Source organism: Biomaibacter acetigenes (genome assembly GCF_003691585.1).
GTDB lineage: Bacteria > Bacillota > Thermosediminibacteria > Thermosediminibacterales > Tepidanaerobacteraceae > Biomaibacter > Biomaibacter acetigenes.
Map to the genome: position 1 here is coordinate 2,579,401 of NZ_CP033169.1, position 15,759 is coordinate 2,595,159.

A 15,759-nucleotide genomic window follows, 5' to 3' on the forward strand; every position below is an offset into this window, starting at 1 on the left:
TATTTATTCCATGGTAGCCAGTATATCGCCGGTATTTACGGATGCTCCTTCGGATACGTCTATGGAAGATATAATTCCATCCTGGGGAGCAAGGATTTCGTTTTCCATTTTCATGGCTTCCAATATCATTATTACATCGCCTTTTGATACTTTTGAGCCTTCTTTTACTTTTACGGAAAGTATGGTTCCGGGCATTGGGGCAGTGATTGTTGCCTTACCGGCAGGTGCAGCTTTTTTGGGTGCCGGTGCGGTAGCAGGTGCTGGCTTTGGAGTTTCCTGTTTCGGCGCTTCTTTTGGCTTTTCTGTTGTGGCCACAGGCGCAGGTGTCTCCTCTTTAACCAGCCCGGTACCACCTATCTCTTCAACTTCTACTTCATAAGTCTGGCCATTTACGGTTATTTTATATTTCTTCATAGTTTTTATCTCCTTTCATAAAAAAGCTTTCATTATTATATTTTAATTGACAGCGGTAGCTTTTTTGAAATGTGCTATGGAAAGCCCTATATTAAGGAATATCTTTGCTTTCATACACATTTTAAAATTGATTAAAGATTGTTGTATACATTTTCGTATCTTGCTGCCCTTCCCCATTCGGGAGTAGTTTTGTGAATCTGGCGTATGGAACCTATTCTGATATGTGTTATGGGTTTTTGCAGGTATTCACTCAATGCTGCAGTAATTACTGCTACCAGTTCCCGGTTATCCTGTTCATGGGGTGGTTCCGGTTGTTTTATTTCTTCTACTGGTTCTCCAGTTTTTTCATTTTTTTTACCTGTCTTGCCTGGGGATAGAATATATATCTCATAAGATCCAGAATTAAAGAGAGACTATACAGGGCTACCATTACTATGCCCATGCCCAGTAATCCTGTTTTTAGTGATTCCATGAGGTCCTGTGCAATACTATTCAATCTGGTTCACCTCTTTTATACCGGAATGTTGCCATGCTTTTTGGCAGGTCTTGTTTCGCGTTTTGACATCAGCATTTCCAGGGCGGAAATGAGTTTTACTCTGGTGGCGGATGGTTCTATTACATCGTCCACGTAGCCTCTTGCTGCGGCTTGATAGGGGTTGGCGAATTTATCCCTGTATTCTTCTATTTTTTCATTTCTCGTGGCTATCTGGTCGCTGGATTCTTCTATTTCTTTTCTGAATATGATATTGGCCGCTCCTTCGGGGCCCATGACTGCTATTTCTGCTGTGGGCCATGCAAAGACCTGGTCTGCTCCGAGGTGCCTTGAGCACATGGCTATATATGCTCCTCCGTATGCTTTGCGGGTGATGACGGTTATCTTCGGGACGGTGGCTTCGGAATAGGCATAGAGCAGCTTTGCCCCGTGGCGGATTATTCCTCCATGTTCCTGGGCTACTCCGGGAAGGTAGCCGGGGGTGTCGGTGAAGGTTATCAGGGGTATGTTGAAGGCATCGCAGAATCGGATGAATCTTGCTGCTTTGTCGGAGGCATTTATGTCAAGGCAACCTGCCAGAGCTCTGGGTTGATTTGCCAGGATTCCGACGCTGTGGCCGGATAGTCTCGCAAAGCCCGTTATCATGTTTTGGGCATAAAGGGGCTGTACTTCGAAGAAATCGCCTTCATCCACCACCATTTTGATTATTTCTTTCATGTCATAGGGTTTGTTTGGGTCGACGGGCACTATATTGTCAAGTTCCGGTAGTATCTTTACAGGGCTGTCTCCCGTTTCTTTGAAGGGTGCATCTTCCAGGTTGTTGGATGGTATGTATGACAGCAGTTTTTTTATCTGGTCAAAGCACTCTTCTTCGTTTTGGCTCATGAAGTGGGCGACACCGCTTTTCTGGTTGTGGGCTTTTGCCCCGCCCAGGTCTTCGGGGCTGACTTCCTCTCCGGTTACGGCTTTGATTACCTGTGGGCCGGTGATGAACATTTTGCTTGTGCCGGAGACCATGAATACAAAGTCGGTGAGCGCTGGGGAATATACGGCTCCTCCGGCGCAGGGGCCCAGGATGACCGAAATTTGAGGTATTACTCCGGATGCGAGGGTGTTCCTGTAAAAGATTTCTCCATAGCCTTTCAGCGCATCCACGCCTTCCTGTATTCTGGCGCCGCCGGAATCATTTAATCCTATTAAAGGAGTTCCCATTTTCATAGCCATGTCCATGACTTTTACTATTTTGGCGGCGTGCATTTCTCCCAGGGACCCGCCGATGACGGTAAAGTCCTGGGCAAATATGAAGACCAGCCTGCCGTTTATGGTGCCGTAGCCGGTGACTACGCCTTCACCCGGGGCTTTAGTTTCTGCCATGTCAAACTGGATGCAGCGGTGTTCTACAAAGGCGTCGATTTCGACGAAGCTTCCTTCGTCAAGGAGTTTTTGGATTCTTTCCCGGGCGGTGAGCTTGCCGCTTTCGTGCTGTTTTGCTATGCGTTTTTCACCGCCGCCCTGCTGGATAAAGTTTATCTTGTTATTTAATTCATTTAGCAATTTATCAATCTTTGACATAATATTCCTCCACTAAAATATTTACACTGGTATTATCAAAAAAATAAGCCAATTATTATTTGGCATACGTTAAATTTATTATCTAACCACACATTTTGAATTTTTTATCGCATTATTGATACCTTCTGAATATTTTAACCGAATATTATTTTGACTAATAAAAATCCTATTGAAGGTACAATGAGAGTACCAAGACCGGTATAAAAAGTAGCTGTAAGCGCACCATACGGAACAAGTTTTGGGTCAGTAGCAGCAAGTCCACCGGCAACTCCACTTGTGGTACCAAGAAGACCTCCATAAACCATAGCGGCAGTAGGATTGTTTAAGCCGATTTTCGGTGCAATTATCGGTGTAATTATCATCGTCAGTACCGACTTTACCACACCGGCCGCTATTGAAAGAGCAATTACCTCAGAACTTGCCCCCAGAGCGCTTCCAGTTACTGGCCCAACTATAAATGTTACAGCACCTGCACCGATTGTTGTTATATCAACAGCATTCTTAAAACCTAAGAGTACTGCAATTATCACACCTATTATAAAAGAAAACAGGACACCAACAATCAATGAGAAAATTCCTACTAAACCAGCCTTCTTCAGATTCTCAACTTTAACTCCATAAGCGGTTGAAATAATGGCATAGTCTCTCAGCATCCCGCCTCCCAATAAGCCTACACCGGCAAAAAGCTTTATATCAGCAAGGCCTTTTTTCCCTCCGGTATATTTTCCTGCTATATAGGCCAAAACGAGACCTATTATTATAGCAAAGGCGGAGCCCATCCTTTTCTGGCCTATTGAATTTGCAATGTAATATGCCACATACATCACAAGAGCAATAATACCTATAGCACCCACCAGGCCGTTTGACTTAAAAAATTCGCTTATAATGTTTATTACCATAATATGCCATCTCCTTTCATTTTGTTATGTTATAATTTTTTTCCGACGCACCTATTCTTGATATAAGTGGTATCAACAACATCGAACCTATTGTTGCAAGGCCTCCAGCTAAAAATGCTACGGCACCACCTTTAAAAGCTGCCACAACATTTTGGATGGAAGCCATAGCCACAACTATAGGTATGTATAGAAAACTTACAAACTCTATACCCTTGCTGGTCTTTTCAGGAAAAGGCTTACCTTTAGATTCCACATAATTACTTATCAATACAAGTAATAACATTGCTATTCCTACTCCGCCTACATCTCCCTTAACGCCCAATAAATTTCCCAGAATATTTCCTAAAAAACTTCCGACAAACATACACACGGCAATTATTCCGAGGCCGTAAATTTCCATACTATATCCTCTCCCTTTAAATTATTTTATTTGCTCTCAAATTTTCTATTTCATTATCGCTAAAACCAAGCATACCCGCTAAAATTTCTTCTGTATGCTGTCCTAGAAGTGGTGCGGGATTTTCAATCTGCCCCGGCGTTTCTGAAAATTTAATAGGTATCCCAGGAACCTTCATTTTTCCGGCCACGGGGTGTTCAAGTTCTACAAGCATTTCCCTTGCTTTTATCTGCGGGTCTTTTACCACCCGTTCAACGTCATTTATGGGGCCACATGGTATGCCGGCTTTTTCTAAAACTTCCAGCCACTCGTCTGTGGTTTTTTCGCTAAATATCTCATTTAGAATTGGTTCCAGTTCTTTCCAATTCTTTGTCCTGTCAGGGTTTGTCTTAAATCTTGTGTCATCTATTAACTCTGTTCTTTCAACTACGCTACAAAATTTGGCCCATAAGTTGTCATTGCCTATGGCTATAATTACAAATCCATCTTTAGTTTTAAATGAAGAAAATGGAGTGATAGAAGGATGTCTGTTCCCGATGGGTTCCGGTGACTTACCACTAACAAAATATCTGGCGATGGCATTTTCCAGGATTGCTACCTGGCAGTCTAACATAGCAACATCTACCTTTTGCCCCTTTCCTGTTTTTTCGCGGACATTCAGTGCTGCAAGAACACCTATGGCTGTAAACAATGCTGCAGTGATGTCGCCAATGGAGGCGCCTACTCTAGTAGGAGGCCCGCCCGGCTGACCGGTAATACTCATAATGCCTCCCATTCCCTGCACTATCACATCATAAGCCGGCCTCTGGCTGTATGGACCTGTATGACCGAATCCGGAACAAGCAGCATAAATGATCTTTGGATTAATTTCTTTTAAAACATTATAGCCTATTCCTAACTTTTCCATGGTACCGGGCCTATAATTTTCCACAATAACGTCTGCTTTCCTCACCAATTTTTTTAATATATCTACGCCTTCTGGTTTCTTAAGGTTTAATGTCATGCTTTTTTTGTTTCTGTTAATGCTCATAAAATAAGCGCTTTCATCTTTTATAAAAGGGCCAAAACTTCTGGAATCATCGCCAACATCCGGAATTTCAATTTTTATAATCTCAGCCCCCAGGTCCCCTAAAACCATTGTGGCAAAAGGACCTGCCAATACCCTGGATAGATCCAGTACCTTAATCCCTTCTAACGGTTTCAAATCCTCTCCTCCTTTACAAAATTGTTTTACTTCAGCATATGTTGGGCTACGGTACCGTTAAGAAGAAATCATCACCCCCTTATTGATAAGTAATGATTTAACAGTGCAAAAAGCATGCCTGGTCTCCTACCGATTTAAAAATCTTATTTTTCTTGGGACTCCTCAAAAATACGTTAAAAAAAATGGTAACTTTTGAACTTTTAAGTTCAAAAGTTACCACTCTACTCCTATATCAATCATTTATATATGTATGGGTAAGCACCATATAAATGGCTGTAATTCCGCTATTTTATGTTATACCTTTTTATTTTTCTTCTAAGGGTCAGACGTGAAATCCCCAATTCTTCGGCTGTTCTTGAAATGTTCCAGGAATTTTTTTCGAGCGAAGTCAGTATAGCTTCTCTTTCAACGTTTTCAAGATTTAAATTTTTATCGTAATCTTCGTCCACATCTTGAGTCAATATTTCCAAAGGTAAATCATCTTCACATATATCAGTGCTATCTTCTTTAAATATCATGACTCTTTCTATAAGATTTTTCATCTCCCGGACGTTACCTGGCCATTTATACCTTTTTAATATTTCTATAGCTCCTGAAGAAATTCCCGCGACATTTTTGTTCAGTTTATTGTTGTAAATTTTTATAAATTCCACCGCAAGAAGCTCGATATCCTCTATCCGTTCTCTTAAAGGCGGTATATTTATAGGAACTACATTTAATCGGTAAAAAAGGTCTTCCCGGAATCTGCCTTCTTTTATTTCCTTCAGCAAGTCTTTGTTTGTGGCACAAACTATGTGCGCATCAAAAGTTTTTTCTTTATTGCTGCCAAGACGCCGGAAAGTTTTTTCCTGTATTGTCCTCAATAACTTGGCCTGAAGACTAAGGTCCATATCGGCAATCTCATCCAAAAACAATGTGCCTCCATCGGCTTCTTCAATCATACCTTTTTTTGACACTTTTGCATCTGAAAAAGCTCCTTTTTCATAGCCAAAAAGCTCGCTTTCCTGAAGCGTTTTAGGTATGGCCGCACAGTTTAAGGCTATAAATGGTCTCTTAGCCCTTACTCCGCTATAATGTATGGCTCTTGCTATTACTTCTTTTCCCGTACCGCTCTCTCCGATGATTAAAACCGTAGTACTGAAATTCAAATTTGAAATTTTCTTAATGACCTCTTTTATTTCAGATATAGCCTTGCTCCTGCCGATTAAATCAGTGTTCAGACTGTTGTCACTTTTTTCAATCTGCCGCTTTATCATAAGATAATTGGCTGCCTGATTAACGGTATCTTTTATTTCATCCAGATCAAAGGGCTTTGTGAAATAATCATATGCTCCCATTTTCATAGCTTCTACCGCAAGCCTTACTTCACTAAGATACGTTATCATTATCACAAGGCACTCTTTCTTATACTTTTTTATCTCTTGTAAAACTTGGATACCGTCGATTCCCGGGAGTTTAATGTCTACAATGGCAATTTCAGGGTTATATTTTCTAAAATCTTCTAGACCTTCTTCGCCTGTTTCCGCTACAAATATTTCATGTCCCATTTTACCGAGGCTTATCTGTAAAGAAAACCTTATACTTTTTTCATCATCGATAATCAATATTTTCATGTTTTTTCACCAGCTTCCGAAACACCGCAGGGAACTGCAGGCAGCAGAACTTCGAATTCAGTCCCTTTGCCGACTTCACTTTTTACTGCAATTTTGCCCCCGTTTTCTTTTACTAATTTATAAGTTATAGCAAGACCCAAACCTGTTCCACCTTTTTTTGTAGTGAAGAAGGGCGAAAATATCTTTTCGATATTTTCCGGAGGTATACCATTCCCATTATCTGAGATTTTAATTCGAGCAAGTTTCTTTGAATTGTTATTACATGAAGCCTCAAAGTTTTTGCATTCTATAACTATCCTGCCACTCCGGCCTACTGCCTGAATGGCATTTATCAATATATTTAAAAAGCATTGTTTTATAGTTCTCCGATCAACATAAACGATTGGAATAGAAGGGTCTATTTTTCTGTTTACAATTATTTTTTTTGCAATTACGTCGGATTTTACCAGATTCAAAATATCATCCAGCAATTCTATGATATTTGTAGGCTCCGGATTCAGTTTACTGGACTTGCTGAAATTCAAAAAATTTATCACCATTTTATTAAGGTTTCCAACTTCTTCTTGCAGGATATTCATTATCTCAGTTTTTGTTTTATCATCTTGCCAGCTTTCTTTTAACACCTGAAGTAGATTGGCAATACCGGCTAGAGGATTTCCAATCTCATGGATAATGCTTGCCGACATTTCTCCCAAAGTCCTTATCCTGTCTTCTCTTTTTAACTCCTCTTCCAGCATCTTTATACGGGAAAGGTCTTTAAAAAGAATTATAGTTCCCAAAATTTCGCCTTGTTCATTTATTACAGGCGATAGCGAAACATTTATAGGAATTTCATCATTATTTTTTGTTATCAATTTTGTTTCCACATCATCTATATTCTGATGGAGGTTATCTGTAAGGTTGATATCAAGTTTAGTAACCTCGCAAAATTTCAAAATGTGTGTATTAGTGAAATCGCTGCTTTTATACCCTGTAATTTTTTCTGCTTCCTTATTGAATACCGTTATATTTTTTTCTTTGTCAATTACAATGATCCCACTGGCCGCACTTTCTATAATGTTATTTAAGTATTGTTGAATATTATTTACCTTTATATAGGAATTTTGTAATTCGTTCACATAACTTTTTAGTCGAATGCTCATATCGTTAAAGGCTTTGCTCAATTCCCCGATTTCATCTTTACTGTTTACCGGTATGCTTTCTATATCGGATATGCCCTTCTCTATATTCCTGACATTAATTACCAGTCTTTCTATGGGATTTGTAATGCTCATTGCTAAAAAGACGCCCGAAATAATAGCTATAATTATTATAACATATATGGAGCTTTTCAGCTGTCTTTTTAGATTCAGGGTTTGAGCAAAAACATCTTTTTCATACTGTTCCACCATGACCATCCAATTCACTTTAGGAACAAAACTGATAGCCGCATAAACTGTATCTTTGCCTTCTTTGTAATATCCAATCCCTTCACTTTTATCTTTTATGATATCTACCAGCTTTTTCGAGGAAGACCCAAGATTCATCATAACTTCCGGTGACGGCATTAATTTTAAAATAAGCTTTTTGTCGGGATGGACGGCAATCACTCCATCCCTGTCAGTTACCCATATCCTTCCGTTGAATCTTCTCTGTATTTCTTCTACTATACTTCCAATTTTCTCAAGTGGTATGCCTGCGCCTATTAGACCCTGTACATTCCCAAATTTATCAAAAACTGGAGCTGCAATGATGAAATGTGGTTTCCCCAAAACACTGCTAATCAAAAGCCGGCTCACAAAGGGTTTGCCGTTTTTCATAACTTCATTAAAATAATCCCTGTCAAAATATGTCCTGTCCTTCACATGCTCGTTCGATGGTTTTGCGAACAGCATTCTAGCCTCAGAATTCATGTAAAATATTAAATCAAAATATGCAAAATTATCATATATCCTAAATATTTCATTTTTTATTTGCTCAAAGTTATCATTACTCTGCGACGAAATATTAGCTGCCGTTACTACGGTTTCTGTAGCATCGGATAAAAATTGATAGATACGTTCGGATATCATTTGAGAAATTAGCAAATTTTTATCCAGTACTTCTTTTTGCGTGTTTTTTGTCGCAATAATAAGAGAAAGAGCCCCGGTTACACAAACAGCAAGAATCGTTAAAATGACAATAAAAAATGGTATTTTTATTTTTAGGCTATAAGTAATTTTTTTCATTTTACTATCCTTCTGGCTTCCCATTTAATGTTTTTTATATTCTATATAAAACGAAAAACTCCTCTTAACTTTTCTAAACAAAAAGCCGCACTTTGTGTGCGGCTGAATTCTTTTGACTTTTTCAATTCCTTTTTCAATCCCTTTCTCAATTCCCTTCTCGATTCCTTCTTCTAATCCTCTCCTATACATTTCGGGGTCGATTATCATTTTTGCCATTTCATCCACCTCCTGCTCTATATTCTTTACCTCTTCACTAAAAAGCGGATCATGTTCCCAGACTTTGAAGGTCGGTACTATGTATTTTATAATTTGCTCTGTATATGGCATTTTTATCGAGAGTTTTAATTCGTCAGGAATCGATTCATTACGTTTTAGGAATATGACGGTTTGTGATGGGAATTCTACGGTTATTTCTTCACCTGCTTTAATTTTATTGTAGTCAAGGTTATCTATTGCGATTCTAAATCCGTAATCTATCATACGGATTACTATGGTCCTGTCGTTTAAGGTCTGAAATTCTATGTGGTATTTGGTTTGTTTTGCATTTATTTTTATGCTCAGTACCGTATCGGCAATGGCAGAGGTTTTATCTAACCTTATGTATTCTTGTTTCAGTTGTTCAATCCTAGTGTCTTCATAAAAAAGTTCTTTTTGAAAAGGGCGTTGAATCCTCTGATTGTAGTAATGGCGTCGGCCCTTTTCCCCAGTTTTATTCTCAACCGGTTAATACATTATTTTCGGTCTTTCCCCTGTCCAGCCTTCGAAAAAAAGCATTGATCCTGGCAATTAAAGCCGTGGGCTTAACGGGCTTTTTCACATAATCGTCGGCACCTATTTCAAACCCGTGGACTTCGTCGAAATCTTCGCTTCTCGCGGTCAGCATAATAATCGGCACCTGCGACACCTTCCTTATCTCCCTGCATACTGTCCAGCCGTCAAACTCGGGAAGCATGACGTCAAGGAGAATACAACCGGCGGCGCCGTACTGGCGGATAGCAGCACTACCGCCACTTCCGGCATTCAGAGGCCGGCGATGGGCGCGGCGGGCAAAATGATGCCCGGCAGGATGGGCGGCCTGATGAAAATGGGCATGTTCGGGCCTGCACAGGTCGGTGATAAGATCGATTTCAAAAACAACATGGAAGACATCACAAAAGCTCTTGTGGAGCAGGGTATCATCACACAGGAAATTGCAGATAAAATGACGGCCTATATGGAAGAAAAAGCTGCCGAAAGAAAAGCCGAAATGGAAAAGGTCAAAAGCATGACCGAAGAAGAACGCAAGGCCTATCTGGAAAGCAAGAAAGAATCAAAACCGGAAAAAGGTGCGACGGCTGATCCTCTGCAAAAACTTGTCGATAATGGGACGCTGACACAGGAACAGGCTGATGCGGTTTCAAAAGCATTGTTCCAGATCACATACAAGCCGGACTAACTACCCCCATCAGCTATTAAATGAGGGACCGGCACCTAATACCCTATTTCCTCCCCGACCACTATTACCGTAAAAGGAGTCATGCTGGGCCTGTGTTCGATGATGGTTATTACATTGCATATCTTGTCCTCGGAGAGACATCCGCTGCACTGGCCGGTGATCGTGCAGGGCGTCTTTCGGTTCAATCTGATGGCGTTCATAGGTGCTGCTACCTGTTTTGCCCTGAGCAGGGCCTGATCCAGATCATCAGTTATCTTGTTGGCGCCCACCACCAGGACCACGTGACCCGGCCCGAAAATCATCGATGCCACCCGATTGCCGGTACCATCTATATTGACCAGCTTCCCGTCCAGTGAAAGTGCGTTGGTGCTGGCAAAGAAAACATCACAGGTGAGCTGCTTCTTTCGGGTCGCATTTCTTTCTACCGGATCAGTCAACGGAGAATGATCGAAAATCACATGACCCCTCTCCTTCAATGCATCCACGATGCCCAATTCGTGGATGGTAACGGAACCGCCCACCCCTACGCTGGCATTTTCAGGCACCAAATCGATGGCTTTTTTTACAGCTTCTTCCCTGGTAGGCACATATATCGCATCAAAGCCGTTTTTTATCAGAGCTTTAACCGCTTTCTGGCACCGTTGCTCGTAAAATTTGGATTTTACGTCCATAAATATCCTCCCCGTATAAAGACATTAAAATATTTTACAAAGCTTAAGGACCGGTTCACATCCAATTTCTTGTTAACCTATTCGACACCGAATTACTTTTTCCTGCTTACATTATATACATCTTGCCGATTCCTTATTGGGAAACTATGATGGGAATCCGCATATTATAAAAAATTAAGGAAGATTTACAAACTTTACCCACCTTGGTCCCTTTAACTCCTGGAAATTGTTCACCTCTGCAGGCTTTCTCCGTAAAAGAAAAAGCCCCCGGTTGTGACCGGGGAACGGGAATTGTCAAACAAGGCTGTTATCAGACTCCAGAGGAAAAATCAGACAAAGAATGGTTGCTACAACAAAGATTGTTGACCTGATACCAGTCAACAACCTTTGTTGTCGTGTAATGCCTGGCTTGGTTTTTAAAGTTAGCTATCTTCTTGCTCAGGATCAATTTCAATAGAACAAATACGGTTTGCGGGAATTATGATTTTCTTCATGGTCTCTCTATCAGCGATCTTACCACCACTGATAACTTTCAAGAAGAGGCAGTCGCCCGGCTCAGGAAGAAGAACTGCAAAATTAAAGATGAAAAATAATTTGGCCCCGTTTATGACTTTTTTGCAACAATCTCCACATTCGAACTCAATACCGATTTTTTTGTCTCCGTTGAGTTGCATTTTGTTAAGGGCAGACTCCAGTCCTTCCAATGATGGGTCTTTTTGTTCGGGTAGCCCCTCTTTAAGTTTATCAAAAAATGTGTTCAGGTCAGTATGTTCAGTCATTGAAATCGCTCCTTTCTTTATCTTTTGATAAAATAATATGATTTATAACAGAAATTGTTGCATGATAGACCAGCTATTTTAGTAGAGTTTGTTAATGAAAGGATAAGAAAAAGTTTCATAATGACGACAAAAAGATATAGCTTCAGTCCATACAGCGTACATTAAAAAAGTGCCATACACCTTTCACCAGTGCCTGGCACCTTTCACCGGGGGATTTTTTTGCTAACAACAATATTAGTGCCGAACGGTTGGCCTGAACATATCCAGGACGCCGAGAACTACATGCGCCAGGCCAAAGCCAGTTATACCGGCGCCGATTGTTCCACCTGTCATATACCCTACGGCAGTAACAACTGCACCGACACCAGTCACTACCCAACTTGTAGTTTTTCCGTTCATGAAAATCGCCTCCTGGATAATATTATTCCCATGATAAGAAAGTTTTATGAATAAAGAGGCCCCCGGTTTAAGGTCGGGGGTTGTAATTAGCTTCTTGTCGCTTCAACAAACCCTGTAATTTTGTGATCATGCCCTTCATTAAAGCTCGTTCTAAAAGAAAAATAATGGGTATGATATCCATTCTGCAATGGTATTGATAGGCCTGTATCAGCTTTTAAAAAGTGAAAGTGACCATCATTAAAAGTTGTTTTTCCGGCTATTTCGTGATAATGTTGTTTTTCAAAATATATCTTTGCAGGAATAGGGGTGCCGGTAACACCTAAATGCATATGACTGTGGCCAGCATCAAAGGTCGTAACCCCTATATGTGAATGAACATGTTCTCTTGTTTTATCATTTAACTGGTCAACGCAATCAGACAATTCTCTCACCCCTTTTATTTTTCAATGACTAATACTTAACCAGCTACCATACTGGTCATCATCCCTCCAGGAAAAGACTCCTCATTAACTATATGATTGTAATCCCTATCATACAAAATGTATTCCCCTCTAGCAGTTGGAATTATTATTACATCGGCGGTTTGACCGGGGGCTAAAGTTATCCCGTTCTTTTCATAGGATAAATCCGAATCCGCTGACACCAGCGGATAACTGTCTTCTGCTATTATCCTTCCTGTTAACCCACCGAAATAGAAAGTATGTGCCTCATATCCTGCATTTGCTATTCTTAAAAGGACCCTGTCATTTACTCTGCAGTTTATTCTGGAACCATATGGTTGACTGGAATTGTTGTCGCTATCTATTGTATGAGGATAAACTCTACCATTTAATATCCAATTATTTGGTTTAAAATCCAGCATATTATAATTTTTTTCAGGCACAACATTCTCATGCATTGTGGTGTCTATTTCACCCATAACCAATACCTTTTCCACATCATAATTCGAGTTGGTTCCCGCACCATAAGCGGTTTTATAGTTACTATGACCTGGCATGTTATATCCTACCGGTTTTATAACGATAATGCCGTAAACACCCATTTGTATCTGTTTTTCACTCTTTACTCCACTTTCATAAAGATATATACCGGGCTTTTTAGCCTGGAATTTATATATCAATCCCTTTGGCAAAAAAATACTTCCCCTGTCTACATAGTCTGTAAAAGCTACTAATTCGCCATTTATATATTGGGGTTGAACAGGTCTTGAATTTCCAGCAGGCCATTCCTCAACCATGACTCCTTCTATACCAGGAAACATTAGCCCCACCGGTTCGCCTATCTGTTTTATATTAAGAAAACTATTACTCAATCTAATCCTTATATTGTCATTTACTTTCGCCTTTATTGTTGGGCCGGGGAGCCTGGGACCAGTAGCAAGCGTAGCCAGTCCCCAGAAAGGAATATTTTGATTATTTAATGTTACAGTGCCTCTCTTCACCCATAAACTGAAAAAAAGTGTAGCCATACTTTCACTCCTTCCCTACAGGCTGACTTAATACCCCGACATCTGGACTCAGAAAACCGGTCGGGTATATGGAAATCATAGTCATCATTCCTCCCGGAAAGGCGCCCCAATTTGTAATCTTAGGCTCTGAGTGAGAGTGGAGCATGAAATGATACTCTCCTACTTCGTTAAAAGATACTACACCTTCCGGTATCTCACCCTTTTCTCCCAAATACGGACTTCCACTCCACATAGTCCAGCCCGCCTCTCCTATGCCTAGATTTCTTCGATTTGGGATTATAGTTGGTATTGGATTATCCAGAGTATACCCTAACCCAGTCCACTGAAATATCTGATCATAAGTTTGCCCCGGACCTACTAAAACGGTAAAACGTTTAAAGGACCTATCCCTGGCTCCATTTTTCAACAGCCTTCCATCCATAGCTATTATTCTGGTATGATTGCCATGAGGGTGTAATGGATGACTGTCAATCCCCGCACCAATATACCTTATCAAAACCTTTTCTGTTGGCTCTGCCATCACCATAGCCCCATAAGGTTGACTGGGCAAATAGGGTGCATTATCAGGCAGCATTGTATCGGGAGCACATCGTCCGTTCATAGTCCAGTAACGAGGATGGTGTTTACTAATCATATACGGTTTTCCTTCAATAACTGCTTGATGAAGACTGGGGTCAATTTCTGAAAATATTATCAGATATTCCCTGTCAAATTCCGTATCAGTACCGCTGCCATAGGCGGTCCTGCTGGTATTTTCATCGTAATCTTCCGGCCTTACCACAATCCCTCCATACAATCCTAATAATACTTGCTTGTGAGGATTGGTTCCACTTTCGTAAATATAGGTTCCGGGACGGGTTGGTGTAAAAGTATAAGAAACGGTCCCCCCATTGGAGGAAGCATAATTCACAAAGGAAATTAAATTTCCACCACTGTATTGAGGTTTAACAAATTGAGAACCCACTTTAACTCCTGTCTGGCCCGGCAGGAAAACAGATACAGGTTCAGGCAGGTTGTTTGTTAAATTTATAGTAACGGCTTCACCTTGTTTAACTATTATAGGAGGACCCGGCAACTGAGCCGGTTCAGCTGCTCCTTTGGAGTAACCCCAAAAGTATATGCTTTGGCCATCCGGAGTGCTCATATAGCCTTGCTTTGCCCATAAATTTATTACCGCCATTCTTCTCCCCCCTTTATACTTCTAAAACATTTATTTCTGTCATCATTCCGCCTGATGGAATCCCATTGTTAGTGTTCCTTTGCAGACTTCTATTATATAAAATGTATTTGCCTGCATCCGGCAGTGTTATTATTGCATCTACAGTTTGGCCTGGAGCCACATATACTGCATTCCTCCATTGACTTAAGTCTTCTCCATTTAATCCTTTTAGCTGCTTTGCATCCAATCCTATTACTTTAAAAGGAATGCCTGTTATCTGAATGGAATGATTTTCAAAACCTAAATTCACAAACCTCAGCAATACTTTTTCATCGGTGAATCCTTCTATATAGGCAGAGTAAGGTTGCGAAGGAAATGAAGGATCATTTGGCGGTTTTACTGTGTCCGGATAGGCTCTGCCATTTATCATCCAGTACTGAGGACAATAATCAGTCCAATCAAAAACTTGAACATTGGCTACTAAGTGGTGAGGTCGTGCATCCATTTCTGTTACAAATATAATAGCTTCCCTGTCGTATTCAGTAGAAATATCATTATATGCAAACTTTCTTCCCGTATAGTCTGGATCCTTTTCTATCAAAGGTCTAACTATCAAGGGGCCTACCATTCCCATTTGTATATGCTCTACCGGTTCAAAATGGCAGTGGTACATATAAGTGCCCGGGTCTAATGGTTCGTAATAGTACTCAAAATTTCTTCCTACCGGCACCGAGATAGAAGCTTCAGGTACTCCATCCCATAATGATATTTGGTTGGGAAACCCGTGCCAGTGGATTGTGTGAGTATCATCCAAATCCGGTCTTTGAGGAAAACCCAAATTTGTTAAAGTTAGATAAATTTCATCACCTTCGTATACTTCTAACAATGGTGCAAGTAAAGTTGCTTTTCCTCTATAGCTAAACACTTCATTTTCAGGCACATCGGTTATGTCACAGAAACCAAATATATAATGAACAGTGCCATCGGGCATGTTTATCCACCCGTCAGTGGCACCATATCTTTTCTTTATAACAGCCACTTGATACACC

The 15,759-nt window shown here is 40.5% G+C and carries 17 protein-coding genes and 1 pseudogene; 2 read left to right on the top strand and 16 right to left on the bottom strand.

Annotated elements, in window-relative coordinates; all coding sequences use genetic code 11:
- Positions 1-3 precede the first annotated feature (3 nt).
- From D2962_RS13055 to D2962_RS13105, 10 genes and pseudogenes are all read right to left on the bottom strand, one after another.
- Positions 4-414, bottom strand: coding sequence for a biotin/lipoyl-containing protein (locus D2962_RS13055; RefSeq protein ID WP_120769009.1), 411 nt, complete (start codon positions 412-414; stop codon positions 4-6).
- 325 nt (positions 415-739) lie between these two features.
- Complete coding sequence (locus D2962_RS13065) at positions 740-910, bottom strand: OadG family protein (protein WP_122015222.1); 171 nt, start codon at positions 908-910, stop codon at positions 740-742.
- A gap of 15 nt (positions 911-925) precedes the next feature.
- Entirely contained in the window at positions 926-2,479 is a 1,554-nt protein-coding gene (locus D2962_RS13070) for an acyl-CoA carboxylase subunit beta (protein WP_122015223.1), read from the bottom strand.
- A 134-nt stretch (positions 2,480-2,613) separates the two neighbouring features.
- Complete coding sequence (gene madM, locus D2962_RS13075; protein ID WP_122015224.1) at positions 2,614-3,378, bottom strand: malonate transporter subunit MadM; 765 nt, start codon at positions 3,376-3,378, stop codon at positions 2,614-2,616.
- Positions 3,379-3,394: 16 nt separating this feature from the next.
- The gene (gene madL / locus D2962_RS13080) at positions 3,395-3,778 is read right to left on the bottom strand and encodes a malonate transporter subunit MadL (RefSeq protein ID WP_122015225.1); all 384 of its coding nucleotides are present in this window, start codon (positions 3,776-3,778) and stop codon (positions 3,395-3,397) included.
- Between the two features lie 16 nt (positions 3,779-3,794).
- Positions 3,795-4,979, bottom strand: coding sequence for a CaiB/BaiF CoA transferase family protein (locus D2962_RS13085; protein WP_122015226.1), 1,185 nt, complete (start codon positions 4,977-4,979; stop codon positions 3,795-3,797).
- Between the two features lie 284 nt (positions 4,980-5,263).
- Positions 5,264-6,592: a sigma-54-dependent transcriptional regulator gene (locus D2962_RS13090; protein WP_122015227.1), complete on the bottom strand. Its 1,329-nt coding sequence runs from the start codon at positions 6,590-6,592 to the stop codon at positions 5,264-5,266.
- Positions 6,589-8,799 carry a PAS domain-containing sensor histidine kinase gene (locus tag D2962_RS13095; RefSeq protein ID WP_162991223.1) on the bottom strand — a complete coding sequence of 737 codons (2,211 nt, stop codon included), beginning with the start codon at positions 8,797-8,799 and terminating at the stop codon, positions 6,589-6,591. The genes D2962_RS13090 and D2962_RS13095 overlap by 4 nt, the downstream gene beginning before the upstream one ends.
- A gap of 24 nt (positions 8,800-8,823) precedes the next feature.
- On the bottom strand, positions 8,824-9,279 hold the full coding sequence (locus D2962_RS13100; RefSeq protein WP_122015229.1) for a hypothetical protein: 456 nt from the start codon (positions 9,277-9,279) through the stop codon (positions 8,824-8,826).
- Between the two features lie 262 nt (positions 9,280-9,541).
- Positions 9,542-9,766, bottom strand: a pseudogene (locus D2962_RS13105) (response regulator); the annotation flags it as partial.
- Between the two features lie 66 nt (positions 9,767-9,832).
- Between D2962_RS13105 and D2962_RS13110 the strand changes: the two are divergent.
- Positions 9,833-10,234 (top strand): hypothetical protein, encoded by a 402-nt coding sequence (locus D2962_RS13110; RefSeq protein ID WP_122015231.1) that lies wholly within the window; start codon positions 9,833-9,835, stop codon positions 10,232-10,234.
- A gap of 35 nt (positions 10,235-10,269) precedes the next feature.
- Here D2962_RS13110 and D2962_RS13115 read toward each other — a convergent pair whose 3' ends face one another.
- Together D2962_RS13115 and D2962_RS13120 are read right to left on the bottom strand one after the other, a co-directional pair.
- Positions 10,270-10,905 (bottom strand): lactate utilization protein, encoded by a 636-nt coding sequence (locus tag D2962_RS13115; RefSeq protein WP_122015232.1) that lies wholly within the window; start codon positions 10,903-10,905, stop codon positions 10,270-10,272.
- 422 nt (positions 10,906-11,327) lie between these two features.
- Positions 11,328-11,684: a hypothetical protein gene (locus D2962_RS13120; protein WP_222927542.1), complete on the bottom strand. Its 357-nt coding sequence runs from the start codon at positions 11,682-11,684 to the stop codon at positions 11,328-11,330.
- Positions 11,685-11,903: 219 nt separating this feature from the next.
- Between D2962_RS13120 and D2962_RS17640 the strand changes: the two genes are divergently transcribed.
- Entirely contained in the window at positions 11,904-12,137 is a 234-nt protein-coding gene (locus tag D2962_RS17640) for a hypothetical protein (RefSeq protein ID WP_162991016.1), read from the top strand.
- A 32-nt stretch (positions 12,138-12,169) separates the two neighbouring features.
- Here D2962_RS17640 and D2962_RS13125 read toward each other — a convergent pair whose 3' ends face one another.
- The 4 genes from D2962_RS13125 to D2962_RS13140 are packed head-to-tail and all read right to left on the bottom strand — an operon-like array spanning position 12,170 to position 15,749.
- Positions 12,170-12,505 (bottom strand): YmaF family protein, encoded by a 336-nt coding sequence (locus D2962_RS13125; protein ID WP_162991224.1) that lies wholly within the window; start codon positions 12,503-12,505, stop codon positions 12,170-12,172.
- 35 nt (positions 12,506-12,540) lie between these two features.
- Positions 12,541-13,551 carry a ferroxidase gene (locus D2962_RS13130; RefSeq protein WP_122015234.1) on the bottom strand — a complete coding sequence of 337 codons (1,011 nt, stop codon included), beginning with the start codon at positions 13,549-13,551 and terminating at the stop codon, positions 12,541-12,543.
- A gap of 4 nt (positions 13,552-13,555) precedes the next feature.
- The gene (locus D2962_RS13135) at positions 13,556-14,731 is read right to left on the bottom strand and encodes a multicopper oxidase domain-containing protein (protein WP_122015235.1); all 1,176 of its coding nucleotides are present in this window, start codon (positions 14,729-14,731) and stop codon (positions 13,556-13,558) included.
- A 13-nt stretch (positions 14,732-14,744) separates the two neighbouring features.
- The gene (locus D2962_RS13140; RefSeq protein ID WP_122015236.1) at positions 14,745-15,749 is read right to left on the bottom strand and encodes a multicopper oxidase domain-containing protein; all 1,005 of its coding nucleotides are present in this window, start codon (positions 15,747-15,749) and stop codon (positions 14,745-14,747) included.
- Positions 15,750-15,759 lie beyond the last annotated feature (10 nt).